Annotated in this window: 23 protein-coding genes and 6 pseudogenes; 11 read left to right on the top strand and 18 right to left on the bottom strand. The window is 36.1% G+C overall.

What is annotated here, in order from left to right:
- Positions 1 to 174: pseudogene (locus tag AY605_RS15185) on the top strand (IS3 family transposase); the annotation flags it as partial.
- Between the two features lie 92 nt (positions 175 to 266).
- Here AY605_RS15185 and AY605_RS05350 read toward each other — a convergent pair.
- Positions 267 to 611, bottom strand: a complete 345-nt coding sequence (locus AY605_RS05350) for a helix-turn-helix domain-containing protein (RefSeq protein WP_064095428.1) — start codon at positions 609 to 611, stop codon at positions 267 to 269.
- A 589-nt stretch (positions 612 to 1,200) separates the two neighbouring features.
- Between AY605_RS05350 and AY605_RS05345 the strand changes: the two genes are divergently transcribed.
- The gene (locus AY605_RS05345; RefSeq protein ID WP_064095427.1) at positions 1,201 to 1,548 is read left to right on the top strand and encodes a hypothetical protein; all 348 of its coding nucleotides are present in this window, start codon (positions 1,201 to 1,203) and stop codon (positions 1,546 to 1,548) included.
- An 88-nt stretch (positions 1,549 to 1,636) separates the two neighbouring features.
- Positions 1,637 to 2,329 carry a hypothetical protein gene (locus AY605_RS05340; protein WP_228138640.1) on the top strand — a complete coding sequence of 231 codons (693 nt, stop codon included), beginning with the start codon at positions 1,637 to 1,639 and terminating at the stop codon, positions 2,327 to 2,329.
- A 66-nt stretch (positions 2,330 to 2,395) separates the two neighbouring features.
- Here AY605_RS05340 and AY605_RS05335 read toward each other — a convergent pair whose 3' ends face one another.
- From AY605_RS05335 to AY605_RS05315, 5 genes are all read right to left on the bottom strand, one after another.
- The gene (locus AY605_RS05335; RefSeq protein ID WP_064095425.1) at positions 2,396 to 2,764 is read right to left on the bottom strand and encodes an MbcA/ParS/Xre antitoxin family protein; all 369 of its coding nucleotides are present in this window, start codon (positions 2,762 to 2,764) and stop codon (positions 2,396 to 2,398) included.
- 58 nt (positions 2,765 to 2,822) lie between these two features.
- Positions 2,823 to 5,294, bottom strand: a complete 2,472-nt coding sequence (locus tag AY605_RS05330; protein ID WP_064095424.1) for a relaxase/mobilization nuclease domain-containing protein — start codon at positions 5,292 to 5,294, stop codon at positions 2,823 to 2,825.
- 3 nt (positions 5,295 to 5,297) lie between these two features.
- Positions 5,298 to 5,822: a plasmid mobilization relaxosome protein MobC gene (gene mobC / locus AY605_RS05325; RefSeq protein ID WP_064095423.1), complete on the bottom strand. Its 525-nt coding sequence runs from the start codon at positions 5,820 to 5,822 to the stop codon at positions 5,298 to 5,300.
- A gap of 1,368 nt (positions 5,823 to 7,190) precedes the next feature.
- Positions 7,191 to 7,487 carry a hypothetical protein gene (locus tag AY605_RS05320; protein WP_064095422.1) on the bottom strand — a complete coding sequence of 99 codons (297 nt, stop codon included), beginning with the start codon at positions 7,485 to 7,487 and terminating at the stop codon, positions 7,191 to 7,193.
- A gap of 2 nt (positions 7,488 to 7,489) precedes the next feature.
- Positions 7,490 to 8,128, bottom strand: a complete 639-nt coding sequence (locus tag AY605_RS05315; protein ID WP_064095421.1) for an AAA family ATPase — start codon at positions 8,126 to 8,128, stop codon at positions 7,490 to 7,492.
- Between the two features lie 399 nt (positions 8,129 to 8,527).
- On the opposite strand from AY605_RS05315, the gene repM reads away from it, so the two are divergent.
- Positions 8,528 to 9,472, top strand: coding sequence for a replication initiation protein RepM (gene repM / locus AY605_RS05310; protein WP_064095420.1), 945 nt, complete (start codon positions 8,528 to 8,530; stop codon positions 9,470 to 9,472).
- 12 nt (positions 9,473 to 9,484) lie between these two features.
- Here repM and AY605_RS15370 read toward each other — a convergent pair.
- Positions 9,485 to 10,013: pseudogene (locus AY605_RS15370) on the bottom strand (DDE-type integrase/transposase/recombinase); the annotation flags it as partial.
- Positions 10,014 to 10,657: 644 nt separating this feature from the next.
- Positions 10,658 to 10,852 carry a hypothetical protein gene (locus AY605_RS05305; protein WP_064095419.1) on the bottom strand — a complete coding sequence of 65 codons (195 nt, stop codon included), beginning with the start codon at positions 10,850 to 10,852 and terminating at the stop codon, positions 10,658 to 10,660.
- A 344-nt stretch (positions 10,853 to 11,196) separates the two neighbouring features.
- Here AY605_RS05305 and AY605_RS14805 point away from each other — a divergent pair.
- The 3 genes and pseudogenes from AY605_RS14805 to AY605_RS05280 all read left to right on the top strand — a co-directional run bounded on the left by AY605_RS14805 (position 11,197) and on the right by AY605_RS05280 (position 15,229).
- Positions 11,197 to 12,355: pseudogene (locus tag AY605_RS14805) on the top strand (IS3 family transposase).
- Positions 12,356 to 12,881: 526 nt separating this feature from the next.
- Positions 12,882 to 13,781 (top strand): hypothetical protein, encoded by a 900-nt coding sequence (locus AY605_RS05285; protein ID WP_064095415.1) that lies wholly within the window; start codon positions 12,882 to 12,884, stop codon positions 13,779 to 13,781.
- A 329-nt stretch (positions 13,782 to 14,110) separates the two neighbouring features.
- Complete coding sequence (locus AY605_RS05280; protein ID WP_064095414.1) at positions 14,111 to 15,229, top strand: Fic family protein; 1,119 nt, start codon at positions 14,111 to 14,113, stop codon at positions 15,227 to 15,229.
- A 592-nt stretch (positions 15,230 to 15,821) separates the two neighbouring features.
- Here the strand turns inward: AY605_RS05280 and AY605_RS05275 are convergent.
- The 3 genes from AY605_RS05275 to AY605_RS05265 all read right to left on the bottom strand — a co-directional run bounded on the left by AY605_RS05275 (position 15,822) and on the right by AY605_RS05265 (position 18,125).
- Positions 15,822 to 17,156, bottom strand: coding sequence for an ISNCY-like element ISAba32 family transposase (locus AY605_RS05275; protein ID WP_064095413.1), 1,335 nt, complete (start codon positions 17,154 to 17,156; stop codon positions 15,822 to 15,824).
- Positions 17,157 to 17,377: 221 nt separating this feature from the next.
- On the bottom strand, positions 17,378 to 17,704 hold the full coding sequence (locus AY605_RS05270) for a hypothetical protein (protein ID WP_064095412.1): 327 nt from the start codon (positions 17,702 to 17,704) through the stop codon (positions 17,378 to 17,380).
- Positions 17,694 to 18,125, bottom strand: a complete 432-nt coding sequence (locus tag AY605_RS05265) for a hypothetical protein (protein WP_064095411.1) — start codon at positions 18,123 to 18,125, stop codon at positions 17,694 to 17,696. Before AY605_RS05265 ends, AY605_RS05270 begins: the two co-directional genes overlap by 11 nt.
- A gap of 106 nt (positions 18,126 to 18,231) precedes the next feature.
- Between AY605_RS05265 and AY605_RS05260 the strand changes: the two genes are divergently transcribed.
- Positions 18,232 to 18,555 carry a hypothetical protein gene (locus tag AY605_RS05260; protein ID WP_064095410.1) on the top strand — a complete coding sequence of 108 codons (324 nt, stop codon included), beginning with the start codon at positions 18,232 to 18,234 and terminating at the stop codon, positions 18,553 to 18,555.
- Between the two features lie 63 nt (positions 18,556 to 18,618).
- On the opposite strand, the gene AY605_RS05255 is transcribed toward AY605_RS05260, so the two are convergent.
- Entirely contained in the window at positions 18,619 to 18,960 is a 342-nt protein-coding gene (locus AY605_RS05255) for a hypothetical protein (RefSeq protein WP_064095409.1), read from the bottom strand.
- Between the two features lie 200 nt (positions 18,961 to 19,160).
- Positions 19,161 to 19,244, bottom strand: a pseudogene (locus tag AY605_RS15005) (DNA-binding protein); the annotation flags it as partial.
- 347 nt (positions 19,245 to 19,591) lie between these two features.
- On the opposite strand from AY605_RS15005, the gene AY605_RS14800 reads away from it, so the two are divergent.
- Positions 19,592 to 20,017, top strand: coding sequence for a GFA family protein (locus tag AY605_RS14800; protein ID WP_081406333.1), 426 nt, complete (start codon positions 19,592 to 19,594; stop codon positions 20,015 to 20,017).
- Positions 20,018 to 20,158: 141 nt separating this feature from the next.
- Here the strand turns inward: AY605_RS14800 and AY605_RS05245 are convergent, their stop codons facing one another.
- The 3 genes from AY605_RS05245 to AY605_RS05235 all read right to left on the bottom strand — a co-directional run bounded on the left by AY605_RS05245 (position 20,159) and on the right by AY605_RS05235 (position 22,350).
- The gene (locus tag AY605_RS05245; protein WP_064095407.1) at positions 20,159 to 20,968 is read right to left on the bottom strand and encodes an alpha/beta fold hydrolase; all 810 of its coding nucleotides are present in this window, start codon (positions 20,966 to 20,968) and stop codon (positions 20,159 to 20,161) included.
- 5 nt (positions 20,969 to 20,973) lie between these two features.
- The gene (locus AY605_RS05240; RefSeq protein WP_064095406.1) at positions 20,974 to 21,732 is read right to left on the bottom strand and encodes an HD domain-containing protein; all 759 of its coding nucleotides are present in this window, start codon (positions 21,730 to 21,732) and stop codon (positions 20,974 to 20,976) included.
- Positions 21,733 to 21,888: 156 nt separating this feature from the next.
- Entirely contained in the window at positions 21,889 to 22,350 is a 462-nt protein-coding gene (locus tag AY605_RS05235) for a hotdog fold domain-containing protein (protein ID WP_064095405.1), read from the bottom strand.
- A 64-nt stretch (positions 22,351 to 22,414) separates the two neighbouring features.
- On the opposite strand from AY605_RS05235, the gene AY605_RS05230 reads away from it, so the two are divergent.
- Entirely contained in the window at positions 22,415 to 23,179 is a 765-nt protein-coding gene (locus tag AY605_RS05230) for a TetR/AcrR family transcriptional regulator (RefSeq protein WP_228138639.1), read from the top strand.
- Positions 23,180 to 23,623: 444 nt separating this feature from the next.
- Positions 23,624 to 24,190, top strand: a complete 567-nt coding sequence (locus tag AY605_RS05225; RefSeq protein ID WP_064095404.1) for a recombinase family protein — start codon at positions 23,624 to 23,626, stop codon at positions 24,188 to 24,190.
- Between the two features lie 306 nt (positions 24,191 to 24,496).
- On the opposite strand, the pseudogene AY605_RS14795 reads toward AY605_RS05225, so the two are convergent.
- A pseudogene (locus AY605_RS14795) lies at positions 24,497 to 24,781 on the bottom strand (ATP-binding protein); the annotation flags it as partial.
- Positions 24,782 to 24,805: 24 nt separating this feature from the next.
- Positions 24,806 to 24,900 (bottom strand): annotated as a pseudogene (locus tag AY605_RS15000) (IS982 family transposase); the annotation flags it as partial.

Genomic DNA, 24,900 nt, shown 5'->3' with positions numbered 1-24,900 from the left:
AAACGGCAACAGCTTTCAGGATTGATTAAACAATTCTGGCTGGAATCTGGTGGTATCTATGGCTATAGCAAGATTCACTATGATTTGAAAGATGTTGGCGAAAGTTGTGGGATCAATGGAGTACATCGACTCATGAAGGCGTTTGGTCTCAAATCACAGCGTGGCTATCGCAAACACCTAGAGATCACGCTGGTACTCCAGCTGTTGCTGCAGCAAAAAATGCTTAAGTCTATTCGACTAATCCCTTTTAGATGCAGAAGACCACTTCACCAATCCACTGGCTTTTTTATAACTGTCTTCTTTGCAACCTTATTGTTTCCAGAAGCCCTTTTACGAGCCTTGCCTTGAAGCTTTAATAATTGTATTGGAGATAATGGTACCTCTGGTATAAAGTTATTAAGATTACCCAACATATCAAGGGCGCCTAAAACCGCAATTAAATCAGCTAAACGTACCTCTCCTTTTTCAGCATTTAAGACAGTTCTTCTGCTGATCCATGCTTTATCTGCTACTTCAACTTGTGTCATATCTTTATTAAGGCGAATCCTCTTTAAACGCTCCCCCAAGACAGATGCAATATATTGAGGGTTATCGTGCTTTGAATAGTTCATTATTCAGCTCATTTTATGGTTTTATAATCAGATATTCTTATAGCATTCCAGTACTGTACTTATAAACCCTTAAGTACAATCATCTGTACTTACCTATGCTTTTTCGCTAGTTAAGTACAGGATTTTGTACCTAAAACAGCTCATTTTACCCTCTATCCAGACTAAGCCAGATGATTGTGTCATGTTGAACTCATCCATTGGCTCATTTCGAGCTTTTCTTCTTTATAAATAAAATAGAAATAGAATAATTAAATATATTAAGAGCCTTACCCATTTTAAAATTTGTGTTATTTTTCATGTTTTTTAAATAATTGATGTTCAAGGCCTTGACGCAACTATCTTTACTGGATAATCTTATTTCAACGCAGCAAAATCTGTGTTCAGGCGTGAGAACCTGTTAAAATCTAGGTGCAAATAAATGTCGCACTTGCGGCTTTTTTTTTGCCTACTGTTAAGCAGTCCCTATGGTAGCTTGACAGGGCAGCTTCGTGCTGGCTGATCCTAGATTCAGTATTCTCACCCCTGTTAAGTTGCCTCCATTACCGTGAGAAGTGATGGAGATATGTAAATACTTATCTAGGACATTACCGTGAATATCAAACTCAATGGTGCAAACCCTTGCACGCCAAAAAACCTTGCCAAACAACTCATCGTTGAAAGCGCAAAACTTCTTAATAATGAACAACGCCAAGCCTTAGTGGATATCTTCAAGACCCTGGATCAGGCGGAACGCACTAATCACACTATCGCTCAGCATCAAGCCGAAGCAGAACTAAACCAACAAAGCATTGCCCCATCTTATGAATTCCAGGATGAGTACAACCAGGAATATTGGTCAGGTCATCACGAAGAGTCTTATAGCCAGGAATATCCCGAAGACTGGTTAAGACGAACTCAACAACGCCCTCACCGTTCTTTTGCGCATCCTGAATTTTAAGCATTGAGAGCCTCTTCTCACGACTAAAAAAAACAAATTACTGGTACAGGGTGACTACCCGCTGATCGCCTCTCCTACGCTTGCTCAAGTGTATGGATTGGCTTCAGCCATCTTCTTGCAGAAACTGCATTCTTGTCTGCAAAGCAGCGAAGTCCAATATACCGAGCAACAGAAATATTTCTATCACAGCTATGAACAATGGGCACACACATTAGGGGTTTACAGTATTTCGACCATTAAACGCGTGGTCAATAAACTTAAAAAAACGGGTATTTTAGTAGTCAAAAAACTGGCACAGAATAAATGGCTACAAACCAATTTCTATAGCATCAACTATCGAAGACTCAGTGCTTTATTCAAGCATACCGCTGAATATTTAGAAACTAAAATAGTCGACCATACACTGCCTGAACCTGAGCTAAAAACAGCTTCCCATAAAGCAAAGAAGTCTCATAGCCCTACCCCCATTCATGTTGCAGTTCCATCCACGAACAGTTTTCAAATAAAAGTGCAACCCAACGGAGTTGAAGGTTTAGTTCATCCTTTACACCCCATGGCACAGTCATCTGTTTTAGCCGAAATGACTACTGAAAAACGGGACTTCTATCATCAACTCTTAAAGCTGAAGGTAGATATTCATTACGATGATGCCCGACTCGATCAATGGCTGAAAAATAGTCACTTCATCATCCAGAAGGCTGCCTATTTAAAAGATCAGCCAGGTCATCTAAAAATGCTTTGGTATAGCCCTGAACAATTGGGACTTACTTTAGCTGAGTAGACCCATAAATATGGGAGACCGATGTCTCCCATATTTGAATCCTATTTCTGCCTTAGACCCTAAGTTTCAGTGGCCTCGCATAGCATCAACAAATCGTTCGACGGTAACCAGACCCGCAATACTTTCGATTTGCTTCACTGGTATTCCACCGGTCACACGATTAGGTGAAATCATAAAATGACGCATCCATTCCACATCACCACCCATTAAAGCGTATAACGATCTATAAATACGAATGAGCAATATTGCCCGCTCGCCCTGTTTAGATTCAGGGTCCAGTTCGGGATCTTTTCTCAACTGGCTGATTGCTGTTCCCGGCATGCCGAGAACAGCTGCAAGTTGCGCTTGCTTAAGATCAAGCTTTTCGGCGACATTGAGTACGGCTTTGGCTAGCACTCTTTTTTTATCTACGGATTGCTCTGATCGTAATTTCATAATGAAATCTTTATTCTGTGTATCTCCTTAATTTAGTTTAATTGTCCTCTATGCGCAATTAATAGGGTCCATTTATATCAGTCTGAGACAGGTACAGGGATTCAGGTCCTTGTTGATTTTGCACACTCGTTAAAACATGACCACAACTTGCTAATTCAACTTTAAAATCTCTGACCAGCCCACCTATTTCTAACCTTGTATTCTGATAGATCTGCTGCAATGGCTCAATGATTTGATTTAATTGAATCTGATCCAAATGCTGTTCAACCACAATAATAAATCGTTTAAATTGTTCCAGTTCCTCATGTCCAAGTGTGTTCAGTTGCCCTTTTAGCTCATCCAGACATTTACCTATGTAGAAAACATAAGCAACAAGGTCTAAATCCTTCTTGTCTTGAGGCATTTCCATATTATTAAAATCATGGAAATAACCTTCAGCACCAGATGCACTTCTTATTGACTCAATTAAATGCAAATGGGGATACATGCTTTGTATGTGCCTTAGCTCATGACTGATGGTATTCATTGCAAATTTTGCAATAGTTTCTTGCTGTATCAGGGCGATTTGCTGTTGAGTCTCCTTAATTCTTTCAATAAATTCTCGGTGCTTTATTCGTCGTCTTGCAATCTTGACCAATCGGTCGAAGCCAAAAGTTCGAATACGCTCATATAGGGTTGTAAACACTTCTGTACCGCTGGTTGTATCAACGGATGGAGTTTTGAGGTACTGAGTGATTCGTCCAAGACTGCCTTGAATCTCATTTCTAATCCTTCTAATGAATCCGTTATAGGCTTCAACGAAACTTCTTTCTGTATTTCTTCCTGATAAAGTTTTAAGGTATTCTCTTGTGCTTTCAACCTCGACTCTTTGTCTTTCAGTTCTTTGTTCAAGAGAAATATTTCTTTCCTTGATATCTCGTTCCTGCTGTGATGAAGCTTGTGCGAGTTCTCGAGCTCGCTGATATATGCTTCCTGCGCTTCGATGATCTGCTGCTGATTCAGATTCTCCTCCTGTTTGATCTTCACCTCTTCTTTTAATGCTTGAATCAATTGCTGTTGTTGCATGATCAACTGGTTTTTTTGAGTTTGTAGCGGTGTTTCTTTCATTTTTAACTCCAGTATTTAGATGAATTTCTCGATGAACAAGAGGATATTGAATGCGCCTAATATCCCAAGACCCCATGTAATTTTGTGCAATTGTTGCTGTATCTTCTCCATTGGTGCTGTTATCTCTACTTGCTGATCCTTGATCTGAGTCTTGAGCTTGTCCAGATTTAAATCCTGGTTCTGGAACCGATGGTTCATTCGTTTTAGCAATTCCATCATTTGCAGCATGTTGCTCTTGAGCTCGCTGTTGCACTGTTGATACTGGTCTTTGTCCTGCAGGATTTGATGGAGGAGTGCCATCACCTCGCTCTGGAACTGTATCAATGCTTGCTGCTGGCTTTGGAGAAAGCTCATCAAGTCTTGATACTGCATCTCCGTTTTGGTCTGGTACAGGATTAACTCGATGTCGACTGCCTGTTTCTCGGTTAAAGTCTTCTTGAACTGTTGCTCCAGGCACATACGATATTTCTGATGCTTGTCCAACAGTTTCTTCATTTCGAGAAACTTTGGCACGGTAATACTTTTGGTTATATTCAGCACGTTTGCTTCGAGCTGCTTCCAGTCGTTCGACAGATTGCGCAAGTCCTCCCGAGCACTCTTTATATCTGTATTGATGTCCTGGCAATGCTGATCGAACTCCTGCCTGTCTTGTTGGAGCTTCTCGGTAAGCCGAGAATGAAAATCCTGCATGATAAAATGCCCCTGTTAAACGATCTCTTGTTTCATTGAATTTGATTGAAATACTTTTATTAGCGACTTGACCAATCTCATCAATCTCCTTGAGGGATTGCACAAGCTCATCACGATTATTAATGACCCCATACATAATGCGCTGTTCAATATAGGCATCGATCATTTCTACTCGGGTCTTTTTAGACTGTCCTAGTAGTCCCGCTTTAACCGCTGCTGCACTTTGTAGCACATGATGATTTTTAGGCTGTGTCGTTTTCATACGAGCCGGGTCATCAGGTCGAACCCAGCCATACTTGTGATTCAAAAAATCACGTAAAGTGTCGAAATAGTATTGATGTCCTGGTGGTGCAACGTTTAACGACTTTCCTGTGGTCAGCTCGACCCTCGGTATCAAGATATGGATATGCCGGGAATCATCATCCACATGCATTACAGCCGTCATGTGATATTGCTCGGGACTCAATCCAGCAAATGCATGCTCCTCAAATAGATCCAAGACTTCATTCAACTGTTCATCAGATACAACATCTTCCGGTGACCAGGCAATCACAGCCGAGGTGTAGCAATATTGAAATTTCAGGCTAGAGGCGATTGCCGTGAAGACCATTGGATCACCTCTCAGTATTTCCACACCTGCACGTTGATTCCCTAGATGATCCTGCTCAGCCAATAAATAAGATGCTGCTAATTTGGGATCACCTGTTCCATTGGCTAGAAACTTAATGATCATAATTTAGCGCCCTTCTTTTTCAGACAAAGCAATCGCTCGGGCTTTGCGGCGCTGTGACTGCTCCTCAGTCACGCTATAGATCGGCAGTGATGGCAAATACTGATGTAAATCAGAATGAATACGCTCTAAACGATCTATGCAATCGATAAATGAGAATTGCTCTATCACTGAGGTATGCTGCAAGCATAAGTAATTCAGTGAACGCGCAAGTTGATTCACATTGGTGCCGATCCGGCCTAGCGCAAATAAAAGCTTAGGATCTGCTTGAGGCACTGGTCGTCCTGCTGTATTTTTCTTTCCCCTTCTTTTTTGTAATTGACAAGGCTGAACGACAGCGTGTTCAGCCAGGTAAGATTCACTGAAATTGATGACATAAGGCCAACATTTCTTATTTAACTCATGCTTAATCAAGGCATGGATCAATTGAGTAAATCCCATGTCCTTTTCTTCAAGATACAACCCGAGCTGTGCCGCTTGTTCAGCGTTAAAACGAAGTCTTTTGGTAATATCACGCTTTACTTTATTCATCATCTACCTTTATTTGATTCACGGTTGATGGGGTCTTAGGGGTTCGCCCCTAACAAGCCCTGTTGCGTACCAAAAGCGAAGTTCGTAGAACTTTGATTTTGTAGCTACAGGTAGGCTTGCTTCATGTCTGCATTTTTTACAGAACATTTCCCCCTGATGATTTACACATTACCTGAAATAAAAAAAGCAGATCCCAACAGGCTTGTTTCGGTGATTTTTGATAAAAAAATAAGGCAAAAGTGATGAAAAACAAATTCTATGAATGGCTCATATTCAACCTGGTGAAAAGAATGAATAGAATTGATTGCTTTTAAAGCTCACTCAGGGGTTGTTTTGAGTCTATTTTTTGAGTGGTTTCTAGGTTTTTGGCTTCAATCATGCTTGATAGGCTGTTGGCGCGTTATAGAGAGTTTGTTTCAATAATGATTGAGCAGCCAAACATTTTTCAGTCACCCCTAAAAAGATAAATTATTAAATATTATTATTTATCAATATAATGAATAAAAATATATTCTCATGTAACATCATTGCTCGGGCTGAGTAATGCATTTGATTTGGTTATGTAACGTTTTTAATCAGGCTGAGTAATGCACGTATTTTTATATGAAACGGACAGTATTTGAACTTCGTCACACTTTTTAAAAAAGGAATCTAAACAATTAACTATTTATTAGATCTCTTTCATAAACCAAAAAATGATCTTCTTTTTGATGGATATTTGTACTTCAGATTTTTTAGCATTCGTGCATAATCTGCGCATGAAATACATCGATTTAAACCAGCTTTCTGATCCTCAGTTCAAGCGATATACAGGCATCTCGTGGTCAACCTTCTATTTAATGGTTGAGCAATTGAAGAAACATGTTCCTAGTCAAGGCAGACCGCCCAAGTTAAGCCTGGAAGACCAGGTCCTTCTCTGTCTGAGCTATTGGCGGGAATACCGAACCCTTATTTCACATTGCGACAAGTTACGGTGTTTCAGAGCCTACAGCTTCAAGAGTTGTACGTCATGTTGAAGACGGCCTGATTCAGTCTAAGCTGTTTAATTTACCGAAGAGTTTACCTGAAGGTGAAGGTATTGACTGGAATGTTGTGATCGTGGATGATCAATTCAAAGATTTAAAAAAATAGAAGAAAAGCTATAGTAGTAAGAAAAAGGCCCATACCTTTAAAGTACAGGCCATGATTCATTATAGAATTCGGCAAATTCTGAGTTTATGTACCAGTGCTGGTACTGTGCGTGATTTTGAGCTCTTCAAACCGTATTTTAAATCAAATTCCGTTCGGAGCTTTTATTCTTACAGATAAAGACTATTTCAAGAAATTAAGTTACGTAACATTCATAAGTTACGTAACTTAATCAGGTTATTACGAAAGTTGTTGATTAACAATTTCTTTAATTTCTTCAGGGCTTTTTAAAGCCAGATTTTCTAATGCGATTCTAACGATACTTGATCTACTTACCCGGGCATTTTGACTTTTAACTACAAGCTCATCGATTAGTTGATTAACTTCATCATTCAAAGAAAATGTACATCTAACAAATTTTTTCTCTTTAGTTTCTAAAGCTTTTACCCTTTTTTCAGCTCCAGATATAAATACTTCGGCTAACTGATCTTCTGGAGATATTTCAACTTTCTTTTTTAAACCACTTAATCCGGCCATAATTAAATTCCTAAAAACTCATCAGCTATATTTTCAATCTCTGCTTTTGCTTTTTGATCACTATTTACTTCAAAAACAGAAAGGCCATTTTCATCAGCGTCATCATAGACATTTCTATTAGTTGTAATTGCATTTAGTGCATTTATACCAAATGACTTACATGCATCTTTCGCATCTAAAATTCTTTGAACTTGTGATGGTAACGTTGGACATTGTGTAATAATTGCTCTCGCAATCAGATCTGGATTAACTGTTTTAGCTAATTTTAAAACTTGTTCCATATGTGCTAATGTTTTTAGATCTCTACGTTTTGGTCTAAAAGGTAGTAACATATGAGTAGCTATGGTCATTGCAGAACGTAAAGCTTCTGAATCTTGTCCACCAGCATCAATTATAATATCCTGATATCTACCTTGCAGATCTTTGAGAACTGAGCGAATATTGCCAGAAGCTTGAACTGAAGGAATATCTTTTAAATCATCATTATCATCACGTTCTTTTATCCAATCAGTTGTTGTTCCTTGGGGATCGGCATCTAATAAAAGTACATCTCTATTTTTTTTTTGAAGGTATACCGCTAAATTTTGAGATAAACAGCTTTTTCCAGCACCGCCTTTTTCACCACCAACTAATATAATCATAATTTATGCAAGTTACGTAAGTTTAATAATTCAAGTAATGTAAAATGATTTCAAATGAAAAGCAACTATCGTGATAAAAAAATTAATTTAAAAGTTATCCACAAGTAAGCTTCTTTTTATTATTTTATATATATTTTAAATTTATTATTTATATAGGAGCTGTAACTATTGATATCAGTGGAATACAAAGGATAAAAGTGGACAGATTCCTACCAATAAGTGGACAGATTCCTACCAATAAGTGGACAGATTCCTTTATATAAAAGGACAGATTCCTTTATATAAAAGGACAGATTCCTCACATAAATGGACAAATTCCTGTCAAAAAAAATACTTCCGTTTATGGACATTAAGTAGTATTGTCCATATATTGGTAATCAAATTTTTTAGAACTAACATATGAGCAATGTAATCTATAAAGATAATAATTTAATAGAAGCTTCCTATGCACTAAATCTTTCAGAACAAAGATTAATTTTAATAGCAATTCTTGCTGCCCGTGAGATTGAAAAAGAATTAACGGCCGAGACGATGTTAACGATTCATGCCTCGGAGTATATGAAACAGTTCAAGCTTGGTCGACAATCAGCATACGAAGCATTACAAGCAGCATGTGATAATTTATTTGAACGTAGGCTTACTTATAAAACAATAGATCCTGTTACAGGGAAAAAAGCAGTTTATAAGAGTCGATGGGTATCCAAAGTAGGTTATGTCAAAGAGGCTGCATGTGTGCAGTTGATATTTGCGCCAGATATCCTTCCGCTTTTCATTAAGCTTGAAGAAAAATTTACTAGATATGAACTTAAGCAAATTTCACAACTTACCAGTGTTTACTCTATTCGACTGTACGAGCTTTTAATACGTTGGAGATCCACAGGTAAGCTTTATGTTCCTATAGCAGATCTTAGAGAGAAATTAGGCTTGTTAGAAGATGAATACTCTCAAATGGGAGATTTTAAAAAACGCGTTCTAAAAGTGGCTATAGAACAAATCAATAAATTTACTGATATTGAAGTTACTTATACCCAGAAAAAAGAAGGTAGGACTATTACTGATATAGAGTTTACTTTTTTTGAAAAAGATGCCGTTCTAATACTTAGTGATAAAGCTCCAGAAAATTTATATAAATTAACAGCAAAGCAAATTTCATATTTTTCGCAAAAACTTTGCGATATTGATGACAATCCAGATTTTGGACGTGCTTTTGGAAAGATAGGCGAAACACAAGAAGATTTTCAGGAAAGAATTAAAGCCGAATTAACAGATCAAGAGAATATTAAAAAATATTTTTCACATCTATTAAATGTTGGTTATAAACCAAAATATGGAAAGCAAAAATAGTTACTGGATTGCTCATAGTATCCTAAATGTGAGATAGCCTTCATTTTGAAGCGGCTCAAATGCTTCTGGGCTCATACCATCCAGATATGAAAGGCATCTGATTCGGTTGTAAAATATTTCGATATAATCAAACACATCCGCACATGCTATTTCTTGCGTTTTATTGCTCAATTTTTTTAAGATTGGCGGATTCAAGCGGCAAGTGCAACAGCATTATCCCCTAACATGAGCTGTATACTGGCAAGGGTGCGACTCATACTCAGAACCAAATTATGTTTTTGACATAATTTCTATCAGTCTCCGCTACTGTATTGTAAGCTTTGATCTGAATGTATGATCAATGCTCATTTGGTCTACATTGCTATACAGCCATTAGAAGTGCATCCAAAACGATATTACTGGTAAGAGTCGATTTTATTGGCCAACCGAGGACTTTTCTCGAATATAAATCAAGAACTAGAGCCAGATATAATTCAATTCTATCAATTTCATAAGTTACATAACTTATGATTGTTATGTAATCAGGGTGCCGGGTACCAATTCTGCAGCATAAACACCTAAATACAGCTGTTTAATCTCCTGGAACTCTGCAATAGCTCAAATATGACAAAAAAGCGTATCTGTTTAGATATCCATAAGTGGACAGATTCCTGACAAACCATTACGCAAGTTACATAACTTATGATGCTTATGCAATTCGGGTGCGGGTTAAGCAATTCTGCAGTATAAACACCTAAATACAGCTGTTTAATCTCCTGGAACTCTGCAATAGCTCAAATATGACAAAAACGCGTATCTGTTTAGATATCCATAAGTGGACAGATTCCTGACAGATAATTACGCAAGTTACATAACTTATGATGCTTATGCAATCCGGGTGCTGGGTAACCAATTCTGCAGCATAAACACCTAAATACAGCTGTTTAATCTCCTGGAACTCTGCAATAGCTCAAATATGACAAAAACGCGTATCTGTTTAGATATCCATAAGTGGACAGATTCCTGACAAGCCATTACGTAAGTGTCATAACTTATGATTCTTATATAATCCGGGTGCGGGTTAAGCAATTCTGCAGTATAAACACCTAAATACAGCTGTTTAATGTTATGCAACTTTTGATTATCCCCAAGTAGAAATATCCTATATGGATATTTCTACTTGGGGATAACATGATTTAGCTGGATTTAATATCCACCATCATCCTCTAGAAATGCAGTTCGATCTGCATCTGTAACTACTTTAATACTTGGAAGGGGAGCAGGAAGAACCACTAGGCGTTCAATGTTAGTGTTTTCTTCTTTTTCAATCTGAGTTATAGCTGACATTGTTACATCAAATTTGTCAGATCTAATGTTAGAAAAATTTTTATCTTTTTGCATAATTTACTCCAATCAAGCTCAAGTCTTTTCAAAGCTAGTGTCTAAGTAACTTTTATTTAAAATAAAATTTCTTATATAAAATGCAAAAAGCCCACCTATTATTGAATCTTTCCATGTGAAATTTGTCCAGTTTTGTATTTGCCAAATCCATTCCTGCATTTTCAATCTTTCTATAAAAATCTAAGATGAGTTGAATATAGCATATATTCAGCTCAATTAATGAGCCGAATATATCAGTTAATTAGCTTATCTATTTATCTATGACATTTCTACTTGGAAATGAATAGCCACCGATTTTGTAGGCACTCTTTAGTTAGATAAAATGGCTAATTAACGAGGTGTTTATGAGCAGTAGCAAACGATATCCTGAAGAATTCAAAATTGAAGCAGTAAAGCAAGTGACTGAAAAAGGTCATAGCGTGTCTGAAGTGGCCACACGTTTAGGTACAACCACGCATAGTCTTTATGCCTGGATCAGGCGTTATGATCCTCAGGAACCTAAAATCACAGACTCTAGGGATGCAGTTTCAGAATTGGCAAAGCTAAAAAAGGAGCTGCAACGGGTTACCGAAGAAAGGGACATATTAAAAAAAGCCGCGGTGTACTTCGCAAGCCAGTCCAAATGAGGTATGCCTTTATTCAGGACAATAAGCACATATGGCCTGTTCGTCGTTTATGTTTGACTTTAGATGTTCATCACAGTGGTTATTATGCATGGTTAAAGCAACCCACGAGTAAAACTACAAAGAAACGGCAACAGCTTGCAGGCTTGATTAAACAGTTTTGGCTGGAATCTGGAGGAGTCTACGGCTATCGCAAGATTCACTGTGATTTGAAAGACGCTGGCGAAAATTGCGGTATCAACCGGGTACATCGGTTAATGAAAGCGGATGGGCTTAAATCACAGCGCGGCTATCGCAAGCCTAGATCTTATGCAGGTACGCCAAGTATTGTTTCCGCAAACACCTTAGAACGACAGTTTAATCCAACTCAGCCTAATCAGCGTTGGGTAACTGACATTACGTACATTCGTACATTCGTACACATGAAGGTTGGTTATATCTTGCTGTGGTGATTGATTTATTTTCATGTCTTGTTGTTGGCTGGTCTATGAAATCTAGAATGACTACAGATCTGGTGCTAGCTGCATTATTGATGGCGCTATGGCGGAGAAAACCACAGAATAAAGTTCTGATCCACTCTGACCAAGGCAGCCAATACACTAGCCATGAATGGCAAGCATTCCTTAAACAACATAATCTGGAATGTAGTATGAGTCGCAGAGGAAACTGCCATGATAATGCTGTTGCTGAGAGCTTCTTTCAGTTGCTGAAGCGGGAGCGTATTAAGAAGAAAATTTACGTATCTAGATCAGATGCTCGAGCGGATATATTTGAATATATTGAAATGTTTTATAACTCAAAACGAAGACATGGTTCCAATGGACAACGTTCTCCATTAGATTATGAAAAGGCCCATCAAAAGATGGTTATGTGTGTCTAGAATTTTGGTGGCTATTCAACCAATCCAAATTATTTGGAATAAAAAGACCAACTACAGAAACCTGTAGTTGGTGTAACCTGAGCATTACTTATCTTTTTTATGTTTAAAATAAAAATTAATAGTAAATAAAAACGTTGTGTCAATAGATATCAACTTCATAAGCTCACCAATTATATAAAAGTCCGAGTTTAAGACTATTTGTAAAATATCATTTGCCCACAAAACTACGCTCAAAAAAATTAAAATAAACATAAAAATACCTTGTCCTTAAACAAAGTATTTAGTCCAAAAAAACAGGCAGTTGATTAAAAAATAATCAAATTACATATAATATTTTTGTATTATAAAATGCATTGTTATATTTTTTTAGATATAGTAATTACCCACAATTTTTTCATTTCGTTCGCTTAAAAAGCATAATTTTTATAATGCTCAATCGTTTGTGGACACTCACTTATTTTTTATATTTATTGATTTTCAAAAATTAAAAGATGAACATTAGACAACTTTTTATTCTGTAAAAAAAATGAATTGGAATCTTATTAATACAATCCTTTTAAGTATTATTTGCTTTTTTGTTATTTCTATATTTTTGTTAGATATCTCATTCAATATGTCTTGGAAAGCTAGTATTACAGACTGGTTATCAGTAATTATTTATGCTTGTACTTTTGGTGCTGCAATATGGGCAGGGATAACTGCTAGAAAGGCATTAAACGAAAATAAAAGAATGGCTATTGACAATAAACGTTTAGTTGATTCTCAAACAGAGCCTTTTGTAGATATTAGTTTAGAAGTTATGCCTGAATCGGTAAATTGGATTCGTCTAAGAATTCAAAACTTGGGTTTAAGTTCTGCTTTCAATATAACGTTTACTGTTAAAAATCTTTCCCCTCAAACGGATAGTTCTAAACTAATTATTGACCAATTCTTTGGGATCAGTTTTATGAAACATGGACTAAGTTATTTATCTAAAGGGGATTTTCGATATTCTGGATTTATAAACTTATTAGAAAGCGATGAGGCAAGAGGGTTCTCAATAGATGATTTCTTAAGTACAAAATTCACCGTCATCGTTGCATTTAAAGATATTAGAAATAAACCGCACACTGCTATTTTTAATATATCAATCAATGAGTTAAGTGGGATCTATAGAATAGGTAAAAGTTTTGAAGAGCAACTTATTGCAGAGATGAAAGGTCTAAATACTAAGTTAACCTATATCAATAATATGCAAAAAAACTTCAATTATGAGTATGAAAAAATACATCGTGGTTGGACTGAAGCAGACTTAAAACGAACTTTATCTCTGATACAAACTAGACGTATACAAAGTCGAGGGTTAAATCAACCAAGTGAAGAAGAGAGATACACAAAACCAAATAGAAAACAATCTATTAATCAATTAAGAAAGCAGAACAAATGATTCTTGATACTTTGGAATTTAGCTTTAGCCATTTTCAAAGGTGAGCCATTTTGTGTTTGCTACCATTAAGTTTGTAATGAAAGAAACAAAGTACAGCTCGAAATTATTTTGGGTCAATCACAAAATAATTGCTATTTTTTCCATAGATGACTAAATGAGTTTAGCTTAAAATTAACATAATACGGATTATCCGAAACGAGAGTGTTAGAACCCAATTAGAACTGTTCTAGATAAATAAGTGAGCTAATTAATCAATACATTCGGCTCATTTTTTGAGTCGAATGTATGCTATATTCAATTTATCTTAGATTTTTAGAGAAAAATTGAAAATGCAGGAATGGATTTGGCAAGTAGAAAACTGGACAAATTTCACATGGCAAGATTCAATTATCTTACCTAAAACTAGACAGATATATCAAAAAATAGGGATTCTTCTCGGGCAAAGTCAGCATGATTTAGCAAAAGAACAACTCACCCTAGATACTCTACTTGCCAATCTTGTTGCTTCATCAGCCATTGAAAATGAAACCATCAATGTTTTTTCATTGCGATCATCTCTAGCTCAACGCTTGGGCGTCACTCTTGAGCAGCCTTATCCAAGCTCAGATCGATCAGAAGGTTTAGCCAATATCATGCTAGATGCGCTTAATGATGTTAAGCAACCACTGACTGTTGAGCGTCTTATGCAATGGCATCGTTGGCTTTTCAATGATCCAGACTGGACAATGCAACGTTTACGGATTGGTCAACTTCGGGGATCAGAGCCTATGCAGGTTGTTTCAGGTCGATTGGATTACCCTAAAGTACATTTTGAAGCACCTCCAAGAGAAGGCTTAGAAGATCGCTTAAATTCCTTCATAGAGTGGTTTAATCAGAGTTTGAATGATTCATTGCTTGATCCTCTGTTACGTGCAGGCATTACCCATTTATGGTTTGTTACTCTGCATCCGTTTGATGATGGTAATGGCCGTCTTACACGTACACTTACAGACCTTGCTTTGGCTCAAATGGATGAACAGAGCATCCGTTTGTATGCAATGTCTACTGCGATATTAAACAAACGTAAAAGTTACTATGAGATATTAGAACAAACCCAAAAAAATGATTCTGATATCACGGATTGGCTAATTTGGTTTCTAGAAATATTGAATGATAGCCTTGAAAAAACCTTATCGCAGATCAGTCGAACATTGTTTAAAAGTCAGTTTTGGAATAAATATTCAAATTCAGCCCTGAGTGAAGAACAACGCAAAGTTCTAAACCGTTTATTGGACGGGGGAGAAAATGGCTTTGAACAGGGTATTAGCGCTTCACAATATCAAAAGGTTACTAAAGTCAGTAAGGCAACAGCTACTCGCCATTTATCAGACTTACTTGAGAAAGAATGTATCGTTAAATTAGAAGGCGGTGGGCGTAATACACGCTATCAGATTAATACTCAGCTATAGATATTAGACCTCTTGCGTTAGTCAAAATTTAAACAGCCACAAACTATATTTTATAAGGTTTTAGCTAATTCAAAAATTAGGTAAAAGCGTACTTTCGCAAGAGGTCTATTCTAAGCAATAAAAAACCCCGGCATCCTGCCAGGGTTTTCGTATTTGATGCTTAGGTATAACTCCTGTCGTACCTTGCTGTCCTTAGCTAGAACTGGCTTTCAGTTCTATTACATCCAATTCCTATATGTTTTTAATTATAGGAAATTTCCAGTATTCCGGATAGCCGCAAAGGACCGAGATAGCTGTACGTTTTGGCCTACAAAACAGCCTAAATTTTATCCCCAGCAATTGGGGATATTTTTTGCCCTGGGAAGACCGGGAACATTGAAAAAATCCTTAGTTTGATTGAAAAATCATCAATTTTATTGGCGAAATATTACAAACATGATCAAAAAACACACGAGTTGTTAAATTGTGTGGTTTTTGATCTTTTTGGTTTTGGGTTTATTGAATTAAGTTTTTGATAAATAACACTATTTAAAAAGGCTGTTATTCACCAATTAAAATGTCTATGCGATAAACCATTTAAAATGTCCTGTTTTTAACCACAAGAGTCAAGCACAGGATTTAACTTTCTTTGTTCAATAACAGCTTTCTGAGCTTTACGACTCGGCATACTTTTCTTGAGACGGGAACGTTTATTCTGTTTTTCCAACTCTTCATGCTGTTGCTGAATATGTGCCAGAACTGTACCTAACCGTTTATTCTCAACGATCTCATTCTGCTGTAGCCCAGCTAATTTATTGAAAATGCTGTAGTTGAGCTTTCGTCCCTCGTGCATGAGGGCCACAGTCCCATCCGGGTACTCCAGAAATGAAATATATTGCCCAACAAGCTTATGATTCAGCTCTGTCGGTTCAAGCAGATAAATACATTTGTCATAGGTCAGGGTCAGATTCTTAGTGACCTTACGCGGTTTCTGCCAGGTAAAAATATCATCCAGTTCAAGATGAGATTCGGTTAATGGCCGATGTAAATTCTTTGAGTTTCGCGCACACTTGGCAAACTTCTGATTGAAATGCTCAATAAAGCAGGGCAGCCAGGCATTTGCCTCGGCAATTGAACAGATACCTTCTAGGCGCATTTCCTTGATCAGGCGATCCTGGAGTGTTCTATTGGCACGTTCCACACGGCCTTTGGCCTGTGGAGAGTTGGCGAAGATAATATCAATATTTAACTCATTCAGAATCCGCCCAAATTGCGTGATCTGGCTATCTTGGCTCGATTTCTGATTCACTCGGAATACCGAGTGTTTATCGCTATAAAAGGCCAAAGGCTTGCCGTATTGCTCAATGTAGGCTCGGGTTGAAAGCATATAATCAAAGGTCGTTTCAGCCTCACAAAAGCGCAGATGCAACAGCTTTCCAGTGGCGTCATCGATATACACCAGCAAGCAGCATTTAGCAGCGCGTCCTTCAAACCAGTCATGATATGAGCCATCGATCTGGATCAGCTCACCGAAGCAATCACGGTTGTATCGAGGCTGATATGGACGTTTCAGGCGCTTGGATCGAGGAATCCAGAGGTCATTTGCCGTCATCCAGCGACGAACCGTTTCTACCGGGATATGCAGGCCAAACATGCTGCTGAGCTTCTCATGAGCCAATGTAGGACCAAAGCCAAGTAAATGTTCAGAAATAATGGAAAGACATTCTGATTTTAACAGGACGTCATGGCGACGATGACCCGGTTGACCACGACTGGCATGTGCCATACCTGAGACACCATCTTGATTGAGCTTCTGCAATAACCGGGTAATTTGACGGGTGGAAAGATTCAGGATTTCAGCAGCACGGACCTGGGTAATACGATGATCTCTAACGTCTTGCAGAACTGCAAGACGTTGAATTTCTTTATCAGACATAGTGATCAGCATCTATATTTTATATCCAGTCCATGGTGATAAAAACCATCATAAACCAGACATTTTTATTGGTGAGAATATAGACACTTTAAATGGGTTCTAACAAAGGCATTTCGTATAAGCACCATTATGTTAAATGGAGTGGGATTTGGTGGAAAATTCCAGTTTTTGAAATTTCAAATAAAATTTTTTTCGTTCAATTATTAATTGTAATTTCTATATAAATTTATATTCTATTGAATGATTATTTCATAACTTCTCCTATCATATTTGGCTGTATATGCAGCTACTTCTTGATTAATCTTTTTATGACTTTTATCTAAGTATGAAAAGATTATTGAATCTTCATTATGCTGCTCATAGTTGATGGCGTATTTATATTCCGAATAAGGATAAAGAGTCCCTAAGCCATAAGTTTTTTGAGCACTGATATAAGTTATTTTGAGATCTGTGATTGGAGCATCGGTCCAATTTTTAATAGAAATATATCCATTCTTTTCTAATGGTTGGCATCCTATAAGTAGAACTAATGCAAGACAGTAAAATCGGCTATTCTTCATTTCGGTAGTTCTGTTCAATTGGTCTTATGAGTCGATTAATAACTATAACTTGTGAGATATCACAGCTATGATCTACTTCAACTATCCAAGAATAATTATTTTTTTCTAGAGGATAGGATTCTCCGCCTCCATATGCTGCTTTATCACCTAAAAAATAAGTATCTGAATCTACTTTTAGACTCTTAGTTTTCGTATCCCAATTTATAGTCTTTGTAGCAAAAATTGGCAGAACTTTAGAGCCATCAGCATGTTCTAGATATAAGCATTTGCCTTCTCTAATAAGCTTAGCCTCACTATAACTTGCATTATCTGCTCCGCCTGTATATTGAATACGTGGAACAACTATATTTGATTCAATTTTTTCTGTAACTGGACTACAGGCTGCAAGGGAACTTAATAAAATAAACTCTAATCTTTGCATATTAAAGGAATCTTTTGAGAAAAAAATAATAAAGAAATTAAAGCAAATTATTCCAAAAGGCTCTGATTAAAAATTGTTAAAATTAGTAGATATATGAGAGAAAATTATGAAAAAATTTTTATACTTCAATTGCTTATCTTTTATTTTTACTTATTTATCTTTGTTTTATCAGAAATATACATTGGTGGATCGTATAGTTGTAGACAAGCTTGAAAAAGTTAAAGTCATAGGAGGAGGATTTCCCTTACAGTTTTTAGTAGATGGTGAAGTATCTCCAGGTGGGAGTATAGCGCTAGATCCTTTAAATATTATTATAGGAATAGATAAGTTTATCTTCTTATATTTTATTTTTGATTATTTGTTCTGGATAAGTGTTTTATTTGCTTTTTACATAATTTTGAAAAGGTACAAACTAAAACAGATTTTCTAAAATTAACATAATACGGATTATGCGAAGCCCTGAAATAAAATCAGGGCTTTAGTTATCTCAACCTTACATTTCAACAAGGATTGATTCGCCTGTAGAACAGTCTCCATTACGCCATTGCCACTTTTCAATCAACTTAATTTTCCCATTGGCTTGGATCTCAATCTCAGTATTACATTCACCTATACGTAATTCATTCATCTCATTGATGTGATGGTACGCCATTGTGAAAGTTTTCTCAGAAGTCATGAAACCTAGTAAATGTCCATTCGTAATACTACCACCAGAATATGTAGCTTCTATACGGTCACCTACTTGGTAATAATTAAAAATAGTCTCGTGAGATACTTCTCCATTAGATGTATTTTTAGCATTTACAAATTTTTTATTATTTAGACTTAAGTTCATTTCTATTCTTTAATTTCCCTAAAATTAACATAATACACGTTATACGAAATGCAAGTTTTTATTTCATATAATTCAATGTGTTAATTCATTAGATAAAGCCCAAGTACACCGACTTGGGCTTTTTTATCATTTCCAGCCGTTCCACGATCTCTAAATGATCAATGTTTCACGGTTTTAATAAGCCTTGGTAAACAATCAGATCAGCTATACGGCTTAAAGAAACGGCTCCAGAAGCCTCTTTTTTCGGGTTCTGTTTCCACTTGTTCAGGGGGAGCAATCCGTTTAGGTGAACCGTACTGGGTTTGCATCAAACGATACATAGCTTGTCTTTAGCATGATAATCAAATCAATATCTTATTTCTTTTAATGAATCATAATGACATCATCCTGCGACTCAACCGATGTCATTATGAGTGTAAGACGACTCAAACAGTGTCATTTTTCGATCAATGATTTTTTAGATTTAAGATCCACAACAAGGTCTTTTATATAGAAAACAGTATGTTAAATAGTTAATTCTTTAAAAAATTTCATTTATTTTATGTTATACCTAACTAAATTTATAAGCTTCAATAAGTATGAATGCATCATCCAATACTTATGATAAATATGACTTATCTAGGGTTGATAAATGAAAAATAGTGGTAGTTGCTTGTGCGGAACGGTTAAATTCTCCATCAACAAAGATATTTATACGATGTATCACTGTCATTGCAGTTTATGTCGTAAACAAAGTGGTACTGGAGCAAATTCAGCTACTTTGGTGAATGAAACATTATTTGAGTGGGTTTCTGGGATAGATGCTATTGGAACATTTAGAAAAGACTCAGGTTTTACTTCTTGCTTTTGTACAAATTGTGGATCTCCAGTTCCTAACCCAGTTGGAAATAGCTCATTCATATGGATTCCACTTGGATTGTTAAATGAGACACCAGTAGTTAAGAAAAGATTAGGCTTCTGTCTTAACTCAAAGAGCAGTTGGGCACCTGTAATACCAATAGATCAGGAATATTTAGACTTACCAAGTTGGAGTGAACTAGAAGATTATTTTAATTAATCTAATTTAATAATTTCTAAAATTAACATAATACAGGTTATACAAATCTTAAAAATTAAGTATATATCCTTAATTTTTATATTTTTTTTAAAATTTTAGAGCTTAGATATTAGTCTAGGCTTTTTTCATTTCGTGTATATGTTAGATAGTAGCTATATTCAATTTTTTCACGGTACTCTCAATGAGTTTAGTGATTTGACCTGGATTTTTCAGCCAAACACTATGCTTATTTCCTTTGATATGAGAGGGTAATTCAATTTGCTGAAGTACAGGATTACTGAACATCTCTGCGAGTTTCCTTGTAGACTTCAAAGGTGAAAAGTGATCGTCTTTTATATTAATAAACAAACTTTTAACTTGATTTTGTCTAATGCCCACTCCTGAAAAACTGTAATTTCCAGTTAATACTGTGTGACACCAATTATTCATAAGACTTTTGGCTTCTCTATGTCCGAAACCAACTTTATAACCAGGAAAAAAACCATAAGTTTTTGTTAGAGCTTTAAATAATAAAACAGCACTTAATATTTTTGCTCTACCTTTAACATCCCAATGCTTATAGTGAATGTTTCCTGAGGCGACTACTACGATTGGAGTACCGTTTTCTAAGGCATATAAGCTGGCAAGATGACCACCTAAGCTATGTCCTAACAGAATAAAGTTCTGTGTATCACAGTGCTTTATCAGGTTGGGGATGAAATATTGGAGTAAATCGGCATAGTCATAATCATGATGTTTAGTTATGTGAGGAAAATTTTCTCCACAACAAGGGTAATCGGCATAAACGACTGAGTAACCTATATTTCTAAGACCAATGATAAAATTTTCATATTTCTTAATAGGGATGCCAATCGCAGGTAATAGAATAAAAGTTAAATTATGATCTTGATCAACAGGGCTGATTTTATTGACTTTAATTGTATATAAATCTTTAAAATAAAAATTATCCATCAGTTTTAATCCTTATATGGATTCAAGTGAATCATTAAAGGTAATCCTAAATTTTTTAGAAAGGCTGTACGTGAATTTGGATTGTTTCTGATCTCAGTTTTGATGAGCTCTATAAAACTTTTATTAAAATTTTCTCTTGGATAATTCTCTAAAATTTGATTCTTAAAATGAGATGGTAACTTATGCAGTTGCTCACCAATCACGTCACACGATGCACCTTGCTGTAAAAGTAGCACTTCACTCGGATCTGATGGATCAATATAACCATTCATATGCATACAAATTGCATCTTTAATGAGTAGAGTCTTATCTTGATCAAAATTGATCTGTTCTGCTCTATACGCAAATTGGTCTGCACTTTCATGAGTAAAACACTTACATCCTTTAGTCTCTAAATGTGATGGTGTTAAACCAATGTCATGGAATAAAGAAGCTGTGAGTAATGATTCAGGATCAAATATCTTATTCTGAATATGACCTAAAGCAGCGCCCCAAAAATATGTCCTCCAAGAATGATTAATTATTGGAACACTCGCTTTTTCCTCTAGCTCTTCGACAGCGAGTTGAATCATTTTTGTGTCTGGAATGATAATTTGATCGATATTGAAATCAGTATTTAAATTTTTTTTATGAATATTTTCTTTAATAGGGGTAATTAAACTTGGAATAATTAGCTGGTTAAATAATTTAATTTTTTCTTTAAAAGACAGTTTGCCATTTGCTTTAACGACCCATGAATAAGTCCCTATTTTTGTCTGATTCATTATTGCAATATTCCCTTTAACCTAAAATTTATTAAGAAAATAATTAAATTTTATAAATTTTTAAATTCCATTCTCATTTCAACAATGATCATGCAAGCATAATCTGATCGATATCAGCGCTGCCTTAGGTATTTAAATAACCTAAGACAGCAAAGATTATTTCTTAGGTGAAACCCACATATTGATCACCGCTCGAAAAACAATGTCAGCCTTAGTATCACGAACGACTACATTGACTTTAAATTCACTCGCTTTTGATAAATCCATTGTGCTTTCAGGCGATGCTGTAGCAATTAGATCTGTATTTGCTTTTTTTAAATACTCAACAGTCATGCCCTTAGGAATCCAACGATGTGTTGCAGGCACCGTGACTTCCGTCATCGTTCCCCCTGCTAATTCAGCCATATTACACATCGCAATCGCATGGACAGTGCCTAAATGATTCAGAACACTTCTGCGCTTAGTAATACTTATTTTACAAAACTCAGGTCTCAATTCCTGAAATTTAGGACTGATACTTCCAAAATAAGGAGCCTTGAAACATAACGCTTTAGTAAATGCCCATTTGCCCCCTGGTTTAGAAGACATCTTTTGCCAAATTTCAAGTGTATTACTCATTTTTTAAGATCCTCTAATCATTTTTATTTTCATTGCTATTTTTGATGTACATACTGCTAAGATCATGACCCATAGAGGCATTCACAAAATAAAAAGCAAATTAGAATTTAATTCTGTATTAGAATATTATTCTGTTTTGATTGGTTGTCAAGTGACTTACCATTCACTTAAAATTCTAATTCTATTAAATTCTAGTGATTTGCAAATGGACTCGATTTCAATTTTTGAAAAACACTATCCAGGAAGGCGCTCTGAGCTTAAGCGAATTATTCTGAGTAAATCACTGGAATGCTTTAACAAACATGGAATTGAACCAACCACAATTGATCTTATAAAGAACGAATGTGAAACAAGTGTGGGATCGATCTATCATCATTTTGGGACGAAAGATGGAATAATCGCTCATCTATTTTTTTTAGCGTTAGATGATCAGCTAGAACAAAGATTGCAATATTTTGAAAATATTCAATCGGCTAAGAATTATATTTTTGCAATTGTTTACAGTTATATAGATTGGGTAGTAGGTCATAAAGAATTAGCTAGATTTCAGCTATTTGCTAGATATTCAGTGATCAAAGGACCACATCAGCCTGAACTGATCAAACGAAATAGATTGAGGAATAAACAATTATTTCAGTATCTTAAACAGATATTACCTGATGAAAAAATTAAAACATTACCATCTGATCTCATTTTTTCCTTAGTTATTGGTCCATCAGAAAGTTATGTAAGAGCTTGGCTTTCAGAGAAAGTTGAAGTCAATCCTATGGAATATAGAGAGGAATTTTCACACTCAGCATGGCTAGCGGTGGAAAGGTTCTTCACCTAAATAGTAAAAATATTTTCATAATCCAAAGATTTATGGGCTTATCCATTTCATGTATCTCCAAAGTTAACGTTACGTTATCTTTAGCGGGACTTCCTGCCCATTATTTTGAATAATATACAATTTAGGTTAATGCTTATCTAGGACATTATATAAAAAACCGCCAATCAATAGGGTGGTTTTTTATTAATGACAACTTATGTGTCGTTCAATGACAAATTATGCGTCGCAAGTGACAAACCTTGTGCCGCATGACGGTTTGTCGGAGACAAGTTTTTAATATCTAAATTTATGTAACTATAAGGTATAGCCTAAAGTTACATTATAAAAGTTCATGAAACCATGTATCATTTAAATGATTTTTAATCATAAGTAACATGTAACTTTGGTATTTAAAATTTATAATTTACGAAATTGTTCATTTTTCTTCAATTGGGGCGTGAAAGAGTGAAAGGGCAAAAAATAGGCTATGTCCGAGTGAGTTCAGTCGAGCAAAATACAGGACGTCAACTTGAGGGAATTGAAGTCGACCGAATTTTTGTTGACCGTGCTTCTGGTAAAAATACCGACCGACCGAAATTTCAAGAAATGTTGAACTATGTCCGGGAAGGGGACAGGGTGATTGTACATTCCATGGATCGTTTTGCACGCAGTCTAAAAGATTTGGTCACTGAAGTAGATAAACTGGTTAAAAGAGGGATCGCCATCCAGTTTGTAAAAGAAAATATTACTTTTACGGCCCAATCCACCCCGATGGATAATTTGATGCTGCAACTGATGGGTGCTTTTGCACAGTTTGAACGTGAGATAATTTTAGAGCGGCAAAAGGAAGGAATTAAACTCGCCTCTGCTCAAGGGAAGTACAAAGGCCGGGTACATAAATTGAAGCCTGATCAAGCTGAAGCTTTGCGACAAGCATGGAATGAAGGGAAGTACCCTTCAAAAATGGCATTAGGTCAGGCATTTGGAATTAGTCGCCAGGCGGTATACCGTTATTTAAAAACCGGTGAATAACTCAATTGAAATTGACGAAGATCATCACGCTACATAAGGTTTGTCATTTGCGATGCATAGAATGTCATTAAACGAGATATAAGTTGTCTATATTGAGCTATTTTATAATCAGCAGAGAATTCAAAAAGGATCGGATTTTAATACACAAAATCAAATGGCAGAGGACTTTTACAAGCAAGCTGACTAGAATCTCCCAAGTGGAAGTATCCTGTTAATTCAGCACACATCAATTATATTAGTGATGGTATTACCTATAAAGAAAAAGGAGAAAGCCGCAGTTTCTAAGACCTTAAATTTTTAAAAATTTTAATCAGCTGAAGAATAAGAGGGGGAAATTTCTACAGTTAAGCCCTGAGGATATGTTCCATAAAACTTAATCTCATAATCATATTTACTGAGAATTGTTTTAACTAGGGATAATCCCAGTCCATGTCCTGGTTGTTCTGCGGATTTTCGCCAGAAACGTTGCCCCAAGTGCTTCAGCTCATGTTCACTTAATGTTTGTCCATTGTCCTGAATGAACAGCGAGTGATCCTGCATTTTGATAGAAATAATCTGTGCTTGTGCATGTAGTACCGCGTTCTCAATAAGATTTTTAAGTAACCCGAATCCTGTTTAAGCCAATGACTGCATAATTTGAATTTTTGGCTTATTTTGATGGGTGAGTTGATATGCACATAACGATGCGTAAATCCCACTTAAAAAGCCTG

It is taken from the genome of Acinetobacter sp. SFD, assembly GCF_001647575.1.
GTDB lineage: Bacteria > Pseudomonadota > Gammaproteobacteria > Pseudomonadales > Moraxellaceae > Acinetobacter > Acinetobacter pecorum.
This window is presented reverse-complemented; position numbering and strand designations above follow the sequence as displayed.

Coding starts and splice junctions, on each gene's coding strand:
- AY605_RS05350 (WP_064095428.1), bottom strand. CDS start 611: ATGAACTATTCAAAGCACGATAACCCTCAATATATTGCATCTGTCTTG.
- AY605_RS05335 (WP_064095425.1), bottom strand. CDS start 2,764: ATGAAATTACGATCAGAGCAATCCGTAGATAAAAAAAGAGTGCTAGCC.
- AY605_RS05330 (WP_064095424.1), bottom strand. CDS start 5,294: ATGATCATTAAGTTTCTAGCCAATGGAACAGGTGATCCCAAATTAGCA.
- mobC (WP_064095423.1), bottom strand. CDS start 5,822: ATGAATAAAGTAAAGCGTGATATTACCAAAAGACTTCGTTTTAACGCT.
- AY605_RS05320 (WP_064095422.1), bottom strand. CDS start 7,487: ATGGCCGGATTAAGTGGTTTAAAAAAGAAAGTTGAAATATCTCCAGAA.
- AY605_RS05315 (WP_064095421.1), bottom strand. CDS start 8,128: ATGATTATATTAGTTGGTGGTGAAAAAGGCGGTGCTGGAAAAAGCTGT.
- repM (WP_064095420.1), top strand. CDS start 8,528: ATGAGCAATGTAATCTATAAAGATAATAATTTAATAGAAGCTTCCTAT.
- AY605_RS05305 (WP_064095419.1), bottom strand. CDS start 10,852: ATGCAAAAAGATAAAAATTTTTCTAACATTAGATCTGACAAATTTGAT.
- AY605_RS05285 (WP_064095415.1), top strand. CDS start 12,882: ATGAATTGGAATCTTATTAATACAATCCTTTTAAGTATTATTTGCTTT.
- AY605_RS05280 (WP_064095414.1), top strand. CDS start 14,111: ATGCAGGAATGGATTTGGCAAGTAGAAAACTGGACAAATTTCACATGG.
- AY605_RS05275 (WP_064095413.1), bottom strand. CDS start 17,156: ATGCTGATCACTATGTCTGATAAAGAAATTCAACGTCTTGCAGTTCTG.
- AY605_RS05270 (WP_064095412.1), bottom strand. CDS start 17,704: ATGAAGAATAGCCGATTTTACTGTCTTGCATTAGTTCTACTTATAGGA.
- AY605_RS05265 (WP_064095411.1), bottom strand. CDS start 18,125: ATGCAAAGATTAGAGTTTATTTTATTAAGTTCCCTTGCAGCCTGTAGT.
- AY605_RS05260 (WP_064095410.1), top strand. CDS start 18,232: ATGAAAAAATTTTTATACTTCAATTGCTTATCTTTTATTTTTACTTAT.
- AY605_RS05255 (WP_064095409.1), bottom strand. CDS start 18,960: ATGAACTTAAGTCTAAATAATAAAAAATTTGTAAATGCTAAAAATACA.
- AY605_RS14800 (WP_081406333.1), top strand. CDS start 19,592: ATGAAAAATAGTGGTAGTTGCTTGTGCGGAACGGTTAAATTCTCCATC.
- AY605_RS05245 (WP_064095407.1), bottom strand. CDS start 20,968: ATGGATAATTTTTATTTTAAAGATTTATATACAATTAAAGTCAATAAA.
- AY605_RS05240 (WP_064095406.1), bottom strand. CDS start 21,732: ATGAATCAGACAAAAATAGGGACTTATTCATGGGTCGTTAAAGCAAAT.
- AY605_RS05235 (WP_064095405.1), bottom strand. CDS start 22,350: ATGAGTAATACACTTGAAATTTGGCAAAAGATGTCTTCTAAACCAGGG.
- AY605_RS05230 (WP_228138639.1), top strand. CDS start 22,415: ATGACCCATAGAGGCATTCACAAAATAAAAAGCAAATTAGAATTTAAT.